Annotated in this window: 16 protein-coding genes; 13 read left to right on the forward strand and 3 right to left on the reverse strand. The window is 60.8% G+C overall.

Going from position 1 to position 18,922, the window contains the following annotated elements; genetic code table 11:
- Window positions 1-117 precede the first annotated feature (117 nt).
- Window positions 118-1,062 carry a 1-acyl-sn-glycerol-3-phosphate acyltransferase gene (locus ASF70_RS18050; protein ID WP_062581701.1) on the forward strand — a complete coding sequence of 315 codons (945 nt, stop codon included), beginning with the start codon at window positions 118-120 and terminating at the stop codon, window positions 1,060-1,062.
- On the opposite strand, the gene ASF70_RS18055 is transcribed toward ASF70_RS18050, so the two are convergent.
- Window positions 1,049-1,999 (reverse strand): hypothetical protein, encoded by a 951-nt coding sequence (locus ASF70_RS18055; protein WP_156461878.1) that lies wholly within the window; start codon window positions 1,997-1,999, stop codon window positions 1,049-1,051. The two genes, ASF70_RS18050 and ASF70_RS18055, sit on opposite strands and share 14 nt — an antisense overlap.
- Window positions 2,000-2,163: 164 nt before the next feature.
- Between ASF70_RS18055 and ASF70_RS18060 the strand changes: the two genes are divergently transcribed.
- The 7 genes from ASF70_RS18060 (at window position 2,164) to ASF70_RS18090 (ending at window position 10,043) form a co-directional block, all read left to right on the forward strand.
- Window positions 2,164-4,383, forward strand: a complete 2,220-nt coding sequence (locus ASF70_RS18060) for a primosomal protein N' (RefSeq protein ID WP_062581705.1) — start codon at window positions 2,164-2,166, stop codon at window positions 4,381-4,383.
- Between the two features lie 66 nt (window positions 4,384-4,449).
- On the forward strand, window positions 4,450-4,833 hold the full coding sequence (locus tag ASF70_RS18065; protein ID WP_062581707.1) for a hypothetical protein: 384 nt from the start codon (window positions 4,450-4,452) through the stop codon (window positions 4,831-4,833).
- Between the two features lie 261 nt (window positions 4,834-5,094).
- Entirely contained in the window at window positions 5,095-5,661 is a 567-nt protein-coding gene (locus ASF70_RS18070; protein WP_062581709.1) for a F0F1 ATP synthase subunit delta, read from the forward strand.
- A complete protein-coding gene (gene atpA, locus ASF70_RS18075) occupies window positions 5,661-7,190 on the forward strand; it encodes a F0F1 ATP synthase subunit alpha (RefSeq protein WP_062581711.1) in 1,530 nt (509 codons plus the stop codon). Before ASF70_RS18070 ends, atpA begins: the two co-directional genes overlap by 1 nt.
- A 29-nt stretch (window positions 7,191-7,219) precedes the next feature.
- Entirely contained in the window at window positions 7,220-8,107 is an 888-nt protein-coding gene (locus tag ASF70_RS18080) for a F0F1 ATP synthase subunit gamma (RefSeq protein ID WP_062581712.1), read from the forward strand.
- 23 nt (window positions 8,108-8,130) lie between these two features.
- The gene (gene atpD, locus ASF70_RS18085) at window positions 8,131-9,561 is read left to right on the forward strand and encodes a F0F1 ATP synthase subunit beta (protein WP_062581713.1); all 1,431 of its coding nucleotides are present in this window, start codon (window positions 8,131-8,133) and stop codon (window positions 9,559-9,561) included.
- A gap of 74 nt (window positions 9,562-9,635) precedes the next feature.
- Window positions 9,636-10,043 (forward strand): F0F1 ATP synthase subunit epsilon, encoded by a 408-nt coding sequence (locus ASF70_RS18090; protein WP_062581715.1) that lies wholly within the window; start codon window positions 9,636-9,638, stop codon window positions 10,041-10,043.
- 73 nt (window positions 10,044-10,116) lie between these two features.
- Here ASF70_RS18090 and ASF70_RS18095 read toward each other — a convergent pair whose 3' ends face one another.
- A complete protein-coding gene (locus ASF70_RS18095) occupies window positions 10,117-11,013 on the reverse strand; it encodes a LysR substrate-binding domain-containing protein (RefSeq protein ID WP_062583022.1) in 897 nt (298 codons plus the stop codon).
- Window positions 11,014-11,124: 111 nt separating this feature from the next.
- Here ASF70_RS18095 and ASF70_RS18100 point away from each other — a divergent pair, with 111 nt between their 5' ends.
- The 5 genes from ASF70_RS18100 (at window position 11,125) to fdhD (ending at window position 16,995) form a co-directional block, all read left to right on the forward strand.
- Window positions 11,125-12,270, forward strand: a complete 1,146-nt coding sequence (locus ASF70_RS18100; RefSeq protein ID WP_062583025.1) for an iron-containing alcohol dehydrogenase — start codon at window positions 11,125-11,127, stop codon at window positions 12,268-12,270.
- 16 nt (window positions 12,271-12,286) lie between these two features.
- Window positions 12,287-13,786 carry an aldehyde dehydrogenase family protein gene (locus ASF70_RS18105; RefSeq protein WP_062581717.1) on the forward strand — a complete coding sequence of 500 codons (1,500 nt, stop codon included), beginning with the start codon at window positions 12,287-12,289 and terminating at the stop codon, window positions 13,784-13,786.
- 171 nt (window positions 13,787-13,957) lie between these two features.
- Window positions 13,958-15,082, forward strand: coding sequence for a mandelate racemase/muconate lactonizing enzyme family protein (locus ASF70_RS18110; RefSeq protein ID WP_062581721.1), 1,125 nt, complete (start codon window positions 13,958-13,960; stop codon window positions 15,080-15,082).
- Window positions 15,083-15,277: 195 nt separating this feature from the next.
- Complete coding sequence (locus ASF70_RS18115) at window positions 15,278-16,162, forward strand: LysR family transcriptional regulator (RefSeq protein WP_062462554.1); 885 nt, start codon at window positions 15,278-15,280, stop codon at window positions 16,160-16,162.
- Complete coding sequence (gene fdhD / locus ASF70_RS18120) at window positions 16,162-16,995, forward strand: formate dehydrogenase accessory sulfurtransferase FdhD (RefSeq protein WP_062581723.1); 834 nt, start codon at window positions 16,162-16,164, stop codon at window positions 16,993-16,995. The genes ASF70_RS18115 and fdhD overlap by 1 nt, the downstream gene beginning before the upstream one ends.
- Before the next feature lie 44 nt (window positions 16,996-17,039).
- Here the strand turns inward: fdhD and ASF70_RS18125 are convergent, their stop codons facing one another.
- The gene (locus ASF70_RS18125) at window positions 17,040-18,797 is read right to left on the reverse strand and encodes a PAS domain-containing methyl-accepting chemotaxis protein (protein WP_062581725.1); all 1,758 of its coding nucleotides are present in this window, start codon (window positions 18,795-18,797) and stop codon (window positions 17,040-17,042) included.
- Between the last annotated feature and the right edge of the window lie 125 nt (window positions 18,798-18,922).

The raw sequence follows: 18,922 nt of genomic DNA on the forward strand, positions 1-18,922 counted from the left end.
GCATGCCGCCCCAGATTGCACCCAGCATCGTTACGGAATCCCTAAAGGCGCGGTAACCCTGCCACCGTAATATCACGCGGGCACTGCTCAAGTGCAGGCCCGCTTTAAGGAGTTTGCATGGACCGCCGTGATTCCATGACGAGCTTCGGCCAGTTCGCCGAAGCCATCGCACGCGTATCTCAAGGGCGTCCGGGCCACATCGTCGATACGCTCATCGCCGAGCGGGGCAAGCGGATCGTCGGCAGTCCGTTCTGGCCGTTCATGCGTCCGTTTCTCTACACGCTGCTGCGCTACGGCCGGGCGATCGAGTTCGCCGACGACATTGCGCCGAAGTCCGGCTACCAGTGTTTCGAATATCTGAGCGCGCATCTGAAGCTGAAGCTTTCGGTCAAAAACGAGGAGCGGATCCCCGAAAAGGGCGGTTTCATCCTCGTCAGCAACCATCCGACCGGCATTGCCGACGGCGTCGCCGTGTTCGACCTGTTGAAGTCGCGCCGTCCGGACCTGATGGTGTTTGCCAACCGCGATGCGGTGCGGGTCAATCCGCGTTTTGCCGAAATGATCATTCCCGTCGAATGGCGCGACGATCACAAGAGCAAGCTCAAGACCCGCGAGACGCTGGTTCTCACCAACAAGGCGGTCGAGGAGGGCAAGGTGATGATCCTGTTTCCATCCGGCCGCATCGCCTATTGGGAAAATGGCCGGCTGAACGAACGCCCGTGGAAGACCTCGGCCGTCGGGCTTGCCCGCAAATACAATCTGCCGATCCTGCCGATCCATATGACTGCGCGCAATTCCGGGCTGTTCTACTGGCTTGCCAAATGGTCGACCGAACTCCGCGACATGACGGTGTTTCATGAGCTCCTGAACAAGAAGGGCAACCAGTTCGATTTCACCATCGGACAGATGATCCAACCGGATCAACTGGAGGGTGACGTCGTCGAGGTCACCAAGGCGCTGGAGCGGCATACGGTTTTCGGTCTCGCAGCCGACGGCGACGCACGGTTTGTGCCGATCGCGACACAGACGACTTCGAACGCCTTAAACCTCAATACTTGTTGAGAAATTTCTCGAGCGACCGGTTCAGGCGCAGTCCCTGCTGCCGATCCAGTTCTTCTATAGCAAGGTCCTTAGCCGTCACCGCAGTCGGCTTTGTCGTGGGTTTGGTCTGGGCGCTTGATCTTTTTGCCTGCACTATCTCTTTCTCTGATGGCGGAAGCGACAACGAAAATGTCACGGTGTGCGTATCCGTGCGGGAATTGGCGTTGGTCAAGGAGGCCTCGCTCAGGTGGAAGCCAGCTTTCGGCTCCTCTATCGAGAATTTTGGTGAAAACGAGCCCATAAGTTTTGTCGTGAATTCGATCAAGTCCGCAAATTTTCGGCTGGTCTTGTCGTCGTTTGACGATAGGTTCCCAAATTCATTCAGTTTGATGAACGTATCCAGGGCCTCGGACAGACCAATCCGTCCGGTCAAAGGATATACGATATCGACTTTCGCACTCTGGATGCTGCAATAGCGATCGGTCGCTTCACTCACCGCAAGATCGGCGAATTTATCCGCTATTCTAAAACTTCTGTCGTTCCGACGACTGAGTTCTACACCACCCCCGAGGCCAATGGAACGCGAGCCATTCGAGAACGGCTTTAGAAACTTCACGGACAATTCGTTGTTATTGGTCTCGGTGATGTTCAGCTGAAAATCGTAGGCTATGGCAGCATTTTCGTACCGGTCGAAGTATTGCTTCGTTTCTTGGCTGAAGTCCTTTCGGTACGCTTCAAGAAATGTAAGTTTCTTGTCAGTCAGCCGCTTCGCAAGATGTTTATCGTCGTCGGACCCATCCAGAAGCTGCGAGATCGCAATATTGCGGATCGCGTCGCGCGCTTCACATCGAACCTTCCTGACGATTTGATAGGTCGTATCATCCTTCGAGATATCCTCCGGCAGAGGATGGATATTGCAGCCGGCCAGCAGAAAAGCAGGCACCAAAAGTGTCGTCATTGACCTGATGAACATCCGCAGCCCCCACTCCGGTTTTCAGCTCTACCTATAGTAAACAATTGTTTAAAATGCAACCTGAATTTCACGCCGCGATGTTTGCCGTCGATGGGGCGGCTGCTCAAACAGCGGTTCCCTTTCGTTCCGGTTTTGGGCATGGTCCCGCCATGGACACAGATTCGTCCGACCTGTTCGGTCCGCTCCTCGATAAGCCCGTCGCGGCCGTCGTGCCGGTCCTGGTGCCGCTGCCGGTGCCGGGTCCGTACAGCTATGCCGTGCCCGAGGGACTGGTCGTGGTGCCTGGTTCCGTCGTGCAGGTACCGGTCGGTCCACGCCAGATGATCGGCGTCGTGTGGGATGGCGCGGACGACAGCACGCTCGACCCGAAGAAGCTGCGGCCGATCACGCTTGCCTTCGATTGCCCGCCGCTCTCCAAGGAGATGCGCGATTTCGTCGACTGGGTCTCGGCCTACACGCTATCACCGCCGGGTTTCGTGGCCCGCATGGCGATCCGGGCTCCGGCAGCGCTCGATCCGGAACCGATGGTGGAGGGTCTGCGCTTTATCGGCGGCGAGCCGTCCCGATTGACGCCGGCCAGAACCCGGGTGCTCGACCTTGCGAAAGAGCAGGAAGCGCCCTGGACCCGGAGCGGCCTTGCGCACGCCGCCGGCGTGTCGCTGAGCGTCGTCGACGGATTGATCAAGCAGGGTGTGTTCGACACGATTTTCCTACCGCCGCCGCCTGTCGTGGCACGGCCTGACCCGGATTATACTGCGCCCCGCATCGAGGGACCTCAAAAGGGAGCGGCCGAAGAGATCGTCGCTTCGGTTAGCGCCGGCGGGTTTGCCGCCTCGCTGATCGATGGCGTCACCGGGTCCGGCAAGACGGAAGTCTATTTCGAGGCGATTGCCCAGGCGCTCCGACAAGACAAGCAGGTTCTGATCCTGTTGCCGGAAATCGCACTCACGTCGAGCTTTCTCGATCGGTTCGAGCAGCGGTTCGGGGCAAAGCCTGCCGAATGGCATTCGGATCTATCCCCCCGTATCCGTGAGAAAGTCTGGCGCGGCGTCGTGACGGGGGAGGTGAGGGTGGTTGCCGGGGCCCGTTCGGCTCTGTTCCTGCCGTTCGAGGATCTGGGGCTGATCGTCATCGACGAAGAACACGACCCTGCCTACAAGCAGGAGGACCGCGTCTTCTACAATGCCCGCGACATGGCGGTGGTGCGGGCCCGGATCGGCGATTTTCCGATCGTGCTGGTGTCGGCGACGCCTTCAGTGGAAAGCCAGGTCAACGGGCTCTCCGGGCGCTACACGACGGTCCACCTGCCGACCCGCTTTGGTGATGCAGCACTGCCGGACCTGCATCTCGTCGACATGCGCCGCCATCCGCCGGAACGCGGTGGGTTCCTCTCGCCCATTCTCCTGCGCGGCATGAAGAAGGCGCTGGAGCGCGGCGAGCAGTCGCTGCTGTTTCTGAACCGTCGCGGCTATGCGCCGCTGACGCTCTGCCGTGTCTGCGGCCACCGCTTCCAGTGCCCGCAATGTTCGAGCTGGCTGGTCGAGCATCGCTTCAGAAACCAGATCCAGTGCCATCAGTGCGGCTATCACGAACATACGCCGGAAGCCTGCCCGGAATGCGGGACGTTCGACCACCTCGTCGCCTGCGGGCCCGGCGTGGAGCGGATCGCGGAAGAGGTGGAGAAGCATTTTCCGGAAGCGCGCACCATCGTCATGTCGTCGGACCTGCTCGGCGGCGTCAAACGGCTGCGGATGGAGCTCGATGCGATCGCCAAGGGCGATGTGGATATAGTGATCGGCACGCAGCTGGTGGCGAAGGGCCACAACTTTCCGCTGATGACGCTGGTCGGCATCGTCGATGCAGATCTCGGCCTGTCGAACGGCGACCCGCGGGCCGCCGAGAGGACGTTCCAGTTGCTCAGCCAGGTAACGGGCCGCGCCGGGCGAACAGGGTTGAAGAGCCATGGCCTGATCCAGACGTTCCAGCCGCAGCATCCCGTCATGCAGGCAATCGTCTCAGGCGATGCGGGCGCGTTCTACGAGCGTGAGATCGCAGAGCGCGAAAAGGCGATCCTGCCGCCGTTCGGGCGGCTTGCGTCGCTGATCGTCTCGGCCGATACGCGCGCCGATGCGGAAACCCATGCACGGGGATTGCGCGCGGCCGCACCAAGGGTGACCGGGATTTCCGTGCTTGGTCCAGCTGAAGCGCCGCTCGCGCTGGTACGCGGCCGCCATCGATTCCGGCTTTTGGTGCACGGACGGCGCAATTCCGACATGCAGGCTTTCCTGAAGGCGATGATGTCTGCCGGCCCGAAGGTCCGTGGTACGGTGCAGATCCAGCTCGATATCGATCCTCAGAGTTTTCTCTGATCCTATCTTTGCGAGTTGTTTACCGCTTTCGATAAAATCGCCGCACAAGAACGATTCGAGGATTCCATGGAACTGTATTTCCCCACCGAGACCGGCGAGCAGCTGGCGTTTGTCTGCGCTGCCGCGACGGCTCTCATCGGGCTCCTCATCCTCCTGTTTCCCAGCCCCTGCCTGCGGCTTTCGGCGTTCCGTGTCGGCGATGTCCGGCCGGAGGGTTACGGATCGGTGCGGGCCGCCGGCGCTCAGTATGTCGGCCTCGGCGTCGTGCCGATCATCTTTGCCCAGGACTGGTTCTATATGGTGCTCGGCATCGTGCTTGGTCTGGGGGCATTCGGAAGGCTGGTCTCGTTTGCTTTCGATCGTGGCGCAACTGTGAAAAACACGCTGATTTTCCTACTACAAGTTGTCCTTTCAGCCGGCCCGCTCGCCTATGTCTTCGGCTATCTCTGAGCTATCCAATCAAGAGCGTTCATCTCAGACGCGGTCAATTCCAGCGGAGTCCGACATAAAAACGACTCAAGCTCTAGTCCCAGGGGCGTTTTCCCGCCTCTCCCGTGTTGCGAGTCCCTACATCCTATGCTAGACGGACCGCGAAAGTCGGAAAGGGTGGGGTGGAGGCCCCGCTGGTTCTGATTAAAAATCAAATATTTTCAAGGTCTTGCTGATCCTCTAAAAAAGGGCGCAGCGCTTGGATGGCAATTCAGGGAAACTGTGCCCGTGGCTGACACGTCCCCGCTTATTTCCGGTGTCGCAGAGCGTTACGCTTCTTCGCTTTTTGAGCTCGCGCTCGAAACCGGTTCCATCGATAAAGTCAGCGCCGATCTCGATCGGTTTCAGGCGTTGCTGGATGAGAGCGAAGACCTTCGGCGTCTGGTTGCAAGCCCGGTGTTTTCCGCCCATGATCAGCAGAACGCGGTGACAGCCGTTGCCGAAAAGGCTGGCATCACCGGTGCCGTTCTCAACTTCATCAAGGTCGTTGCCGGCAACCGCCGTCTGTTTGCTCTGCCGGGCATGATCCGTAGCTTCCGTCAAATCGCTGCCGAGCATCGTGGCGAGGTTACCGCAGAGGTAACGTCTGCCCACGCGCTCACCCCAGCGCAGGAAACTGAACTTAAGTCGGCGCTGAAGGGCGTCACCGGCAAGGATGTGACAATCGCCGTTACGATCGATCCGTCGATCCTCGGTGGCCTGATCGTCAAGGTCGGGTCGCGTCAGATCGATACGTCCCTTCGCACCAAACTTTCCACCCTTAAGCTTGCATTGAAAGAGGTCGGCTGATGGATATCCGTGCAGCGGAAATTTCCGCAATTCTCAAGGACCAGATCAAGAACTTCGGCCAGGAAGCCGAAGTCTCTGAAGTCGGCCAGGTTCTGTCCGTCGGTGACGGTATCGCTCGCGTTTACGGCCTCGACAATGTCCAGGCTGGTGAAATGGTCGAGTTCCCGGGCGGTGTCCGCGGTATGGCGCTGAACCTCGAATCCGACAATGTCGGCGTGGTTATCTTCGGCTCCGACCGTAACATCAAGGAAGGCGACACCGTCAAGCGGACCGGCGCCATCGTTGACGTCCCTGTCGGTCCGGAACTGCTCGGCCGCGTCGTTGACGCGCTCGGCAACCCGATCGACGGCAAGGGCCCTATCAACGCGACCCGCCGTTCGCGCGTCGACGTGAAGGCTCCTGGTATCATTCCGCGCAAGTCGGTTCACGAACCGATGTCGACCGGCCTCAAGGCCATCGATGCTCTGATCCCGGTTGGCCGAGGCCAGCGCGAGCTCGTCATCGGCGACCGTCAGACCGGCAAGACCGCGATCATTCTCGACGCGTTCCTGAACCAGAAGGCCATTCACGAGAACGGCCCGGAAAACGACAAGCTGTTCTGCGTGTACGTGGCCATCGGCCAGAAGCGCTCGACAGTTGCCCAGTTCGTCAAGGTTCTTGAAGAACGCGGCGCACTGCCTTACTCGATCATCGTCGCTGCGACTGCATCCGACGCTGCACCGATGCAGTATCTTGCTCCGTTCGCCGGTTGCGCGATGGGCGAGTACTTCCGCGACAACGGTCAGCACGCGCTGATCGCTTATGACGACCTTTCCAAGCAGGCCGTTGCATATCGTCAGATGTCCCTGTTGCTGCGTCGTCCTCCGGGCCGCGAAGCTTACCCCGGCGACGTCTTCTATCTGCACTCGCGTCTTCTCGAGCGCGCTGCCAAGCTCTCCGACGAGCGTGGCGCCGGTTCGCTGACGGCTCTGCCTGTCATCGAAACCCAGGGTAACGACGTTTCGGCGTTTATTCCGACCAACGTGATCTCGATCACCGACGGTCAGATCTTCCTTGAAACCGACCTGTTCTACCAGGGTATCCGTCCGGCCGTGAACGTCGGTCTGTCGGTGTCCCGCGTTGGCTCGGCCGCGCAGATCAAGGCGATGAAGCAGGTTGCCGGCTCGATCAAGGGCGAGCTTGCCCAGTATCGTGAAATGGCTGCGTTCGCGCAGTTCGGTTCCGACCTCGACGCCTCGACCCAGCGCCTGCTCAACCGCGGTGCACGCCTGACCGAACTTCTGAAGCAGCCGCAGTTCTCGCCGCTGAAGACCGAAGAGCAGGTTGCGGTGATCTTTGCGGGCGTCAACGGCTACCTCGACAAGATCGCGGTTTCCGATGTCGGCAAGTTCGAGCAGGGTCTGCTTTCCTACCTTCGTTCCGAAGGCAAGGCGGTTCTCGAAACGATCCGCAGCGAGAAGCAGGTTTCCGACGACACGAAGGCAAAGCTCAAGGCAGCTCTCGACAGCTTCGCCAAGTCTTTCGCCTAAAACGGATCTAGATCGAGGACCGATAACGGATGCCTTCACTTAAGGATCTGAAAAACCGGATCGCCTCCGTCAAGGCGACGCAGAAGATCACCAGGGCGATGAAAATGGTCGCCGCTGCGAAACTGCGCCGTGCACAGGAGGCGGCCGAGGCTGCCCGTCCTTATGCGGAGCGTATGACCAAGGTGTTGGCCAGCCTCACGGCTGCCAATGCCGGCAATGCCGAAGCACCGCTTCTTCTGTCCGGGACTGGCAAGGATCAGGTTCATCTCCTGATCGTTGCGACCGGCGAGCGTGGTCTGGCGGGGGGATTCAACTCCTCGATCGTCCGTCTGGCACGCGAGCATGCGCTGAAGCTGATTGCACAGGGCAAGACGGTCAAGATCCTGACCGTCGGCCGCAAGGGCAACGACGTGCTTCGCCGTACGTTCAAGGACAACATCGTCCACTACGTGACCTTCCGCGAAGTCAAGCAGCTTGGTTTCGTCCAGGCCGACGAAGTGGCCCACAAGGTGCTCGAGCTGTTCAACGCCGGCGAATTCGACGTTGCGACGCTTTTCTTTGCGCGCTTCCAGTCGGTTATCGCACAGGTGGCAACTGCCCAGCAGATCATCCCCGCAAAGTTCGACGTCAGGGATGCAGCACAGCCGGATGCCGGTTCTGCCGCACTCTACGAATACGAGCCGAGCGAACAGGAAATCCTGGAAGACCTGCTGCCGAAGAACATCGCAGTGCAGATCTTCCGTGCACTTCTTGAAAACAACGCTTCCTTCTATGGCGCGCAGATGTCTGCAATGGACAACGCGACGCGCAATGCCGGTGACATGATCAACAAGCTGACGCTCTCCTACAACCGTCAGCGCCAGGCACAGATCACCAAGGAACTCATCGAAATCATTTCGGGCGCGGAAGCGCTCTGAGGTAAAGAAAGAGGGTAATAATCATGGCTACCGCAACGGGCACGTCCCTCGGCAAAGTGACCCAGGTTATCGGCGCTGTCGTCGACGTGGCGTTCGACGGCGAACTGCCGGCGATCCTCAACGCGCTTGAAACAGAGAACAACGGCAACCGCCTCGTTCTTGAAGTCGCGCAGCATCTTGGTGAAAACCAGGTTCGCACCATTGCCATGGACTCGACCGAAGGTCTTGTTCGCGGTCAGCGCGTTACCGATACCGGCGCTCCGATCACCGTTCCGGTTGGTCCTGAGACGCTCGGCCGCATCATGAACGTCATCGGCGAGCCGGTCGACGAAGCTGGTCCGCTGATCACGTCGGGCAAGCGCTCGATCCACCAGGAAGCACCGTCCTACGTCGAACAGTCGACTGAAGGCCAGATCCTGGTAACCGGCATCAAGGTCGTCGATCTGCTGGCTCCCTATTCCAAGGGCGGTAAGGTTGGCCTGTTCGGTGGCGCCGGCGTTGGCAAGACCGTTCTCATCATGGAACTGATCAACAACGTCGCCAAGGCGCACGGTGGTTACTCGGTATTTGCCGGCGTGGGTGAACGTACCCGCGAAGGAAACGACCTTTACCACGAAATGATCGAATCCGGCGTGAACAAGCACGGCGGCGGCGAAGGCTCGAAGGCAGCTCTCGTTTACGGCCAGATGAACGAACCTCCGGGTGCGCGCGCTCGCGTCGCTCTGACGGGTCTGACCATCGCTGAAGACTTCCGCGACAAGGGCCAGGACGTTCTGTTCTTCGTCGACAACATCTTCCGCTTTACCCAGGCAGGTTCCGAAGTGTCGGCTCTTCTCGGCCGTATTCCTTCGGCCGTTGGTTATCAGCCGACGCTTGCGACCGACATGGGTCAGATGCAGGAACGCATCACCACCACGACCAAGGGTTCGATCACCTCGGTTCAGGCCATCTACGTTCCCGCCGACGACTTGACCGACCCGGCTCCTGCAACCTCGTTCGCCCACTTGGACGCAACGACGGTTCTGTCGCGCTCGATCGCTGAAAAGGGTATCTACCCGGCTGTGGATCCGCTCGACTCGACCTCGCGCATGCTCGACCCGCTGGTTGTCGGCGAAGAGCACTACGAGATCGCTCGTAAGGTTCAGACGACGCTTCAGCGCTACAAGGCTCTGCAGGACATCATCGCCATCCTCGGCATGGACGAACTGTCGGAAGAGGACAAGATGACCGTTCAGCGCGCCCGCAAGATCGAGCGCTTCCTGTCGCAGCCGTTCTTCGTCGCCGAAGTCTTCACCGGTGCGCCGGGCAAGCTGGTTGCTCTCGAAGACACGATCAAGGGCTTCAAGGGCCTCGTCGCCGGCGAATACGATCACCTGCCGGAAGCTGCCTTCTACATGGTCGGCTCGATCGAAGAAGCGATTGAAAAGGCCAAGAAGCTTTCCGAAGCTGCTTGATCCTATAAGACGGCGCGCGGGACATGATCCGGCGCGCCATTCCTGCTTGAAACACTCGAGGGAAGTGGACCTTAATGGCCGACGCTTTCAAATTTGAACTGGTATCGCCCGAGCGCCTGCTCGTGTCGGAGAATGTCTCCGAAGTGGTGATTCCGGCTACGCTTGGCGAAATGACGGTGCTTGCCAACCATGCGCCGACGATGACGACGATCAAGCCGGGCGTCGTGTCCGTGAAGCTTGCCTCGGGTCAGGTCACCAAATACGTCGTTTTCGGTGGTTTTGCCGATATCGTTCAGGACAGCTGCACGCTGCTCGCGGAATCCGCTGTGCCGGTGACCGAACTGAACCAGGACACGCTGCAGAAGCGCATCGAGGCAACCCAGGCTGCCATCGACAACGCCAACAGCGACGAGCACAAGACCAAGCTCGAACAGTTCCTGTCCGAACTGACGCACCTGAACGGCATCGTCGTTCCGGCCTGATGTTTCAGAGGTCGATATAATTTACGAAGGGCGGTCCATCGGGCCGCCTTTCGCGTTTTAGCGCTTTCGGTGCCTATGGGTTTCCGAGCAGGTGCTGGTGGAGACGTGCGGCGCCCGGGGTGAGCGAGCGGTAGCGCGGCATGCCGAGATAGTAGCCATAGCCCGTATCGAGCTGGGCGGTTCCGAGCTCCACCAGTGTTCCGGACGCAAGCTCTTCGGCAATCAATCCCCTGCTGCCAAGCGTCACGCCCTCGCCGCGCAGGGCGGCATCGATGGCCAGCGAATAGGTCGAGAACGATAGCCGCGGCTTGATCGCAGCCTTCGGTGGCTTCGGCAACCGCGCGAACCATTGCCTGAGCGAGATCCAGTGGGCGTTGAAGCGCTCGTAATCGATCAGGTCCAACTGGGTCAAAGCGTCTGCCGTCAGCGAGGCTGCATCGAGCCCCCGTCTTTCCACGTAGGCGGGGGAGGCGACGGGCACGAGGCTTTCTCGGATCAACAAAGTGAGGTTCCACCGTGGGTGTTCGCCGGCGGCATAGAGGATGACGAGGTCGTTGGCTTCCGATGCCAGTTCCGACGGCACGTCGGTTGTTAGCAAACGGACGGAGACCGATGGGCTTTCATTGTCGAAATCCTTCAGGCGCTTGCCGAGCCACAGGTGCGACACCGAACTGCTGGCGGCGATCGAGATGGTTTCCCTTCCGCCGCCCCGGAACGGCTCCAGACTTTCCTCCAGATATTCCAGCGTTGCGCGCACCCTTTGGGCAAGCCGGTCTCCCTCCGATGTCAGGCTGAGATTGCGGCCGCGCCGCGTGAAGAGTTTTGCGCCGAGCTGTTCTTCCAGCCCCTGGATACGACGGCTGACGGCGGCCTGGGTGATGTGGAGCTCACGGCCCGCGCGGGAGAAATTCATGAACCGGCAGGCGGCATCGAAGACGCGGAAGGCTTCCAGCGGAATTCTGTCCAGCATTTCGCCCTCCATGATCTCAAGTCATCAGTAAGCCCGAAAAACCGATGGATTTGAAGATGTGAAATTGTGATGCACACTCACGGCAAGCGATCCTGTCAGGGTGTTTCCGTCATGCAGTTCCAGACGTCATCAGTACCAGATATCCGCTTCGGCTCCGGCCTGTTTGGCGATCTCGCATCCGCTGCCAAAAGCTTCGAGAACGTGGCGATCGCGACCGTTGTCATGGACGGGTTCCTGGCCTTGAGCGGGCTTGCCGCAGTACTTGCGGATGAGTTGGTCACCGCCGGGATCGAGCCGCGACTGTATTGTGATTTCTCGGGCGAGCCCAAACTCGCGCATCTTCGCGCTGCAAGTGAACTCGCCCGCGGTTCCGATCTCGTCATCGGTATCGGCGGTGGATCGGCGCTGGATATCGCAAAGATCGCTGCCTGCTGCGCCGCGTCCGGCGAGGACCCGATGCATTATGCGCTGGCCGCCAATCCGCTTCCGCGCGCCCCCCTGAAGAAGATCATGGTGCCGACGACGGCGGGCACCGGCTCGGAGACGTCTGCGACCAACATCTTCGCCGGGCCGGAAGGCAAGAAGCTATGGATCTGGGGAGCGGAGACCAAGGCGGATCTCGTCATCCTCGACCCGGAACTCACCATCTCGCTTCCGCCGCACCTGACGGCGTGGTGCGGCATGGACGCCTTTATTCACGCTTTCGAGGCGGCGACCAACCGCAATACCCATGCGGGCGCGAGACTCTATGCCCATGAGGCCATGCGGCTGGTGGCAGGTTCGCTGGAAACGGCCGTCAAGGCTCCAGGCAATCTCGATGCGCGCGGCAAGGTGCTGCTGGGCTCCTGCTATGCCGGTATCGCGATCGACAACTGCGGCACGGCTATCGCCCACAATATCAGTCATGCGCTGGCCGGGCTTGCGCCGGTTCATCACGGGCTTGCAACGGCGCTCGGCTTCGAGGCGACGCTCTCGTGGCTGTGCGATGCCGATACACCGGACCTGAACGAGGCGGCCCATGTGCTGGGTCTTGCCGATGCGCAGGCGCTGCCCGGGTTCGTTACCGATCTCATGGATCGCTGCGGGGTGGAGCGAGCGCTGCCGAAGGCATTCGTCGCCTTTTCAGCGTCAGACCTCGCCGCCGAAATGCGGGCGGCGGAAAACCAGCCGATGCGGCGCTCGACGGTCCGCGAAATTTCCGACGCCGATATCCATGCCTTCGCGAACACGATCATGACGCTGCCGAAGACGCTTTAGGAACAGGGACACTCCGATGACCACGACCTATACCCGCGACTACTGGGAAAGCGCGCTTTCCACGCTCAAGCTTGAAGGCCGCCTCTTCATCGGGGGCGACTATCGCCCGGCACTATCAGGCGAGACGTTTACCCGTCCGCGCCCGATGGACGGCAAGCCGGGGACGCCGCTCGCGCGCGGCGTCGGCGCCGATATCGATACGGCGGTCGGTTCGGCCCGCGCCGCCTTCGAAAGCGGCGTCTGGCGAAAACAGGAGCCGCTCGAGAAAAAGAAGGTCATGCTCCGATGGGCCGAACTCATCCGCGCCCATGCGGAAGAGCTTGCGGTGCTCGAAACGCTCGATGTCGGCAAGCCGGTTCTGGCTTCGCTCAATGTCGATGTCCGCCTCTGCGCCGATGGCATCCAGTATTACGGCGAAATGATCGACAAGCAGTATGACGAGATAGCACCGACCGGCCCGAACGCCCGGGCCCTGGTGCGAAAAGAGCCGCTCGGCGTGATCGGGGTCATCACGCCCTGGAACTACCCGATGATCATCGATGCCTGGAAACTCGGCCCGGCGATCGCGGCCGGCAATAGCGTCGTCCTCAAACCGGCCGAACAGTCGTCTCTCTCGGCGCTCCGGCTTGCGGCACTGGCGGTGGAGGCCGGTCTTCCCCCCGGCGTGTTCAATGTCGTCACCGGCTACGGCGAAGAGGCGGGTAAGCCGCTGGCGCTGCATATGGATGTGGACATGATCGCGTTCACCGGTTCGACCGAAGTCGGCAAGCTGATCATGGGGTATGCAGCCCAATCCAACGTCAAGCGCGTGGCGCTTGAGCTCGGTGGCAAGTCGCCCATCGTCGTGTTCGAGGATGCAGACCTTGATGCCGCAGCATCTGCCGCCGCCTGGGGATGCTTCTACAATGCCGGCGAGACCTGCCATGCCTCGACCCGCCTTCTGGTGCAGCGCTCGGTTCAGGAGAAGCTGATCGCCAAGATTGAGGCGGTGACCGCAAGCGACATAGCGCTCGCGCATCCGTTCGAGCCTTCCTCCCAGATCGGCGCCCTGATCGACGAAGCGCATATGGAAAAAGTACTCGGCATGATCGCTGCCGGCGAGACGGAGGGTGCCAAACGTGTCTTCGGAGCCGAGCGGGTGCTTTCCGAAACGGGGGGCTTCTACATTTCGCCCGGCGTCTTTATCGACATGACCAACGACATGAGCCTGGCGCGGCAGGAAATATTCGGCCCGGTGCTTGCCGTCATCCCCTTCGATACGGAGGAGGAGGCGCTGCGGCTTGCCAATGATACGATCTATGGTCTGGCTGGCGCGGTGTTTACCAAAGACATGGACCGCGCCCACCGCGTTTCGGAAGCGATCCATGCGGGCACGGTGTGGATCAACACCTATGACATGGCAAATTTCTCGACACCCTTCGGCGGCTTCAAGCAATCCGGTTTCGGACGCGACCGGTCGGTGCATGCGATCGACAAGTACTGCGACTACAAAACCATCTGGCAGCAGTTTGGGTAGGAAGGCCCTCTCTGGCCTGCCGGCCATCTCCCCCACAAGGGGGGAGAAGACTCGTGGCGGTCGCTCGTCTGGAATTGATCTCCGGCGTTGCGGCGGGTTAAAGCCCTCCCCCTCGTGGGGAGGGTGGGGAGGGGTCTTCGTCAGTCCGGCAACATCAGCGGAGGAAAGAACATGAGCCGTATCGCATCGATCGAGATCACCCATCATCGCCTGCCGCTCGATCCGCCGTTCAAGGCGAGCTGGGATGGCAGGCCGCGGCGGCATTTCGACGCCACCATCGTGCGCGTCAAGGACGACGAGGGCCGGGAGGGGATCGGGTCGGGCGACCTGATGAAGGGTTTCGAGGGTCACGAGGACCTGTTCATCGGCCAGGACCCACGTCATCTGGAGCGGCACTACGAGGTGCTCTCACATATCAACTTTCACTATGGCCGCTGCTGGCCGCTGGATCTGGCTCTGTGGGATCTGTCGGGCAAGATCAATGGAGAGCCCGTCTGGCGGATGCTCGGAGGGCGGTCGGACAAGGTGCACCTCTACGCATCCTCGGGCGTGCTGCGCGATCCACAGGCGATGGCGGATCAGGCGGAGCGTTACGTCGAGGAGGGGTTTCCGGCCATGAAGGTGCGCTTCTCGTCCTCTGCCGGCGGACGGTCGAGCTGGCGGGATGACATCAAGGCGCTGGGAGCGATCCGTGCCCGCGTCGGCGATCGCCTGGAACTGATGGTCGACTGCAATCAGGGCTGGCGCATGCCCTGGGATACGACACTGCCATGGACGTTCAAGGATGCACTTGCGGTTGCGAAGGAACTGGAAAGGCTCGACATCTACTGGATGGAAGAACCGCTGTTCCGGTCCGACCGCAAGGGCATGCGAGCGTTGAAGGAGGCGACGTCGGTGAGGATCGCGGGCGGCGAGATGACCCGCGAGCTCTCGGAATTCCGCGATATCATCGAGGAGCGTGCGTTTGACGTGATCCAGCCGGATGTTGCGCTGGTGGGCGGCATTACCGGTTGCCGGCGCCTCGTCTATCAGGCGCGGGAGGCGGGGGTGACGTTTACGCCGCACAGTTGGACCAACGGCATCGGCGTGCTTGCCAACGCGCATCTGACTGCCGGCGTGGGGGATGCGCCTTTCCTCGAATACCCATATGACAATCCGGAATGGAGCGAGGCGCGGCGGGATTATCCGATGGCTTCGCCTCTGAAGCACAGTCACGGCTGGCTGGAACTGGGCGATGCGCCGGGTCTCGGCATCGTGCTGGAAGAGGATCGTCTCGCGTCAACCCGGATTGCCTGATCCCGGGTGGTGCGCGCCCTGAGTTCGCAGAGCCTGCGGTCTACCAGCGTCGACCAACGAAGAGGTGATTGACGACGCCGAAATCTCCTGCGCATTCGATTTCTTTTGCCGCTATAAGTTGCCGGCAGAGTGATTTGATGGGATGTGGCGCCGGAAGTTCCGGCAATTCAGAGCCATATCGTGTGGGAGCGGGCTTTGATCGACAAGCTGGAATTCTTCATTGCGCTGGCACGGGAAGGCCATTTCGGTCGCGCGGCCGAGGAATGCGGCATTGCCCAACCTTCTCTGTCGGCGGCGATCCGGCACCTCGAAGACAGTCTCGGCGTCCAGCTCGTGGTGCGCGGTTCGCGCTATCAGGGCCTGACGCCCGAGGGACAGCGCGTGCTGGAATGGGCAAAACGCATTGTAGGCGACGCCCGCACGATGCGCGAGGAAATGCGCGCCGCGCGCAAGGGGCTTGCGGGCCACATCCGTCTTGCCGTCATCCCGACGGCGCTTGCCATGGTGCCCAGCCTGACGGGGCCTTTCCAGACCCGGTATCCGGATGTGACGTTCTCGGTCGTGTCTCGCACATCGCTGCAGATCCTGACGCAGCTCGACAATTTCGAGATCGATGCGGGCATTACCTATCTCGACAACGAGCCGCTCGGTCGTGTCGTCAGCATTCCGCTCTATTCAGAAAGCTACAATCTCGTCACGGCCGACGGCACGCCTCTTTCCGACCGTAAACAGGTGACCTGGACCGAAATGGCCGGGTTGCAGCTCTGCCTTTTGACGCCGGATATGCAGAACCGCCGGATTATAAGCCAGCACCTCGCGGAAGCCGGCGTGACGGCGAGGCCGATGCTTGAATCCAATTCAATGGTCACGCTGCTGGCGCATGTCGGTACCGGTCGCTGGGCCAGCATCATGCCGCAGAACGTGGCCGAGTCCTTCGGTTTCTCGCAGAATATCCGCACCATTCCGATCGTGGAGCCGCATGTCAGCCATACGGTTGGTCTTGTCGCTCCGCATCGCGAACCCAATACGCCACTGGTTTCAGCGCTGCTCCACGAGGCGCGCCTGCTCGGAAAGTCCTGATGTCCACGTTGAATGATGAACACAAGGGCGGCATCGCGCCGACCGTTTCGCTGGCTGAAACGTCCTATCGCGATGGGCTCGTCAAGGAAACGAGCCGGTTCGTACCCGAGGAGGTGCCGATCGCCTTTTCCTACGGTGGCTCAACCCAGGCGGTGATGATGGGCACGCCTGCCGATCTCGAGGACTTCGCGGCCGGTTTCACGCTGACGGAAGGCATCATTGCTTCCATCGCCGAGATTGAAGGGATCGAGGTGCTCCAGGAGGGCGACGGTCTCGATGTTCAGGTCACGCTTGCCGAAGACAAGGAAGATGCTCTGCGCGCCAGACGACGCCATATGGCAGGACCCGTCGGCTGCGGCCTTTGCGGCATCGAATCGATCGAGCAGGCGATGCGTCCGGTGCCTGATGTCTCCGGTGTCGACATGCTTCTGTCAGCCGCCGACATTGCGCGTGCCAGCAACGCGCTCAATTCCGCCCAGCCGTTGCATGCCCAGACTCGCGCGGTTCACGGAGCCGGTTTCTACGTCCTCGGCGAGGGACTGGTTGCGGTGCGCGAGGATGTCGGTCGGCACAATGCGCTCGACAAGCTTGCGGGCGCCGTGATGCGCGCAGGCCGCACGGGCGCCGAAGGCGTCGTCGTCGTTACCAGCCGCATCTCGGTAGAAATGGTGCAGAAGGCCGCCATTCTCGGTGCCCCAGTCTTGATCGCCATATCGGCGCCGACCGCACTGGCCATCCGCACGGCGGACGCCGCAGGCATGACCCTTGTCGCACTCTCACGCGGCGAGGATTTCGAGATCTTCACGCATCCGCACCGGATCCGTTTCGAGTAAGCCGAGGTTGCCTGAACGCCGCCCCGGCTGCTCTTGAGGGTGTCTCAGAAATCTTCCCAGCCACCGGCGGTTTTCAGATTGCCTTGGACCATGCGCAGCGGCGCCACGTTGGCTGCTGCCGGCGTATAGTTCGACTCCGGCCTGCGGACCTGTGAGGTGACGGAGCCGATATCGAATTGGCTGAGCAGAGCCTTCAGGCTATCGGCCTCGTTGGCCAGTGAATAGCTGGCAGCGGTGGTTTCCTCCACCATCGCGGCGTTCTTCTGGGTCGCCTGGTCCATGTGATTGACCGCGCTGCTGATCTCTCGCAGGCTGGTTGCCTGTTCGCGGGATGCCTCGACGATCGCGCCGACATTTTCATGGATGCTTGCCACCTGCACGAGGATTTCCTGCAGTGATCGGCCGGTACGCCCGACCAGTTCGACACCGCTGGAGACCTGATGTGCCGAGGTGTTGATCAGAGTCTTGATTTCCTTGGCGGCCTTGGCCGAACGCTGAGCGAGTTCGCGCACTTCCTGAGCAACCACGGCAAATCCCTTGCCCGCTTCACCCGCGCGCGCCGCCTCGACACCGGCGTTCAGGGCTAGGAGGTTGGTCTGGAAGGCGATGTCGTCGATCACACCGATAATGTTGTTGATCTCGTTCGACGAGGCGGCGATCTCGTCCATCGCCGAAATGGCACTGCGGACGACAAGGCCGGATTGTTCGGCATTTTCCTTGGTGGCCCTGACCTGCTTGCCGGCCTCGTCGGCGCGGCTGCTGGAATCGGTGACGGTGCGCGTCACTTCCTCAAGGGCTGCTGCGGCCTGCTCAAGCGCGGCTGCCGCCTGCTCGGTGCGCTTTGCGAGCTCTCCAGATGCGTCACGGACTTCGGTTGAAGCCGCGGCAATACCGGCTGCATTCTGCGCCACGGTACGCATGGCATCGGTCAGCTTGGCGGCGACCTCGTTGAAGTCGCTTCGGGTGGTTTCCATGCTCGGCACGAAGGGCGTATCGAGCGACTGGTCAAGCTTGCCGTCCGCGAGATTGCGCAGGCCTTTGCTCAGCATGCCGATTGCGTTCATGCGCGGCGTCACGTCGGTTGCAAACTTGACGACCTTCGTGACCTTGCCGTTGAGATCGCGGATCGGGTTATAGGCGGCCTGGATCCAGATCTCGCGGCCACCCCTTCCGTAGCGGACAAACTCGTCAGCGATGAACTCGCCTTCCGACAGCTTCTTCCAGAATTCCGCATAGGCAGGTGACGCCGCATAGCCGGGCTCGCAGAACATCCGGTGGTGGCGTCCCTTGATCTCGGCCAGATCGTAGCCGACAGCGTTGCAGAGGTTTTCGTTGGCGTCGAGGATTTCGCCCTGTGGTGTGAATTCGATGACGGCCTGCGACCGGCTGATCGCCGAAAGCTTGCTCGCGTCATCGGCTGCCTTCAGCTTCGTGGCCGTGATATCGGTCGCGAACTTGATGACCTTGTATGGTTTGCCGTTGCGCATGACCGGGTTGTAGGAGGCCTGGATCCAGATTTCCCCGCCTGATTTGGTGATACGCTTGTACTCCCGCGCCTCGAACTTGCCGGCAGCGAGGTCTTTCCAGAAAGAGCGGTATTCGTCGGACGCAACGAAAGCGGGCTCGCAGAACATGCGGTGATGCTTGCCTTTTATTTCTGCGAGCGTGTACCCCAGCGCCTGGCAGAAATTCTCGTTGGCATCCAGGATGGTGCCGGTCAGATCAAATTCAATAACGGCCTGCGAACGCGATATGGCGTCGAAGATCCGCGCCACATCCCCGGCTTTACCCAATCCCAGCATGATTATCCCCTTGCCGCGCCGCGTCGGACACTTGGCTGCGTACTTTTGACGCCTTTTCCCAACAGCGGGATGGTCGTCGCCCCGGGATAATATTAGAAAGCATAAATATTAAAAAGTGATGGATG

This window comes from Rhizobium sp. Leaf321, assembly GCF_001423215.1.
Taxonomy (GTDB): Bacteria; Pseudomonadota; Alphaproteobacteria; order Rhizobiales; family Rhizobiaceae; genus Neorhizobium; species Neorhizobium soli.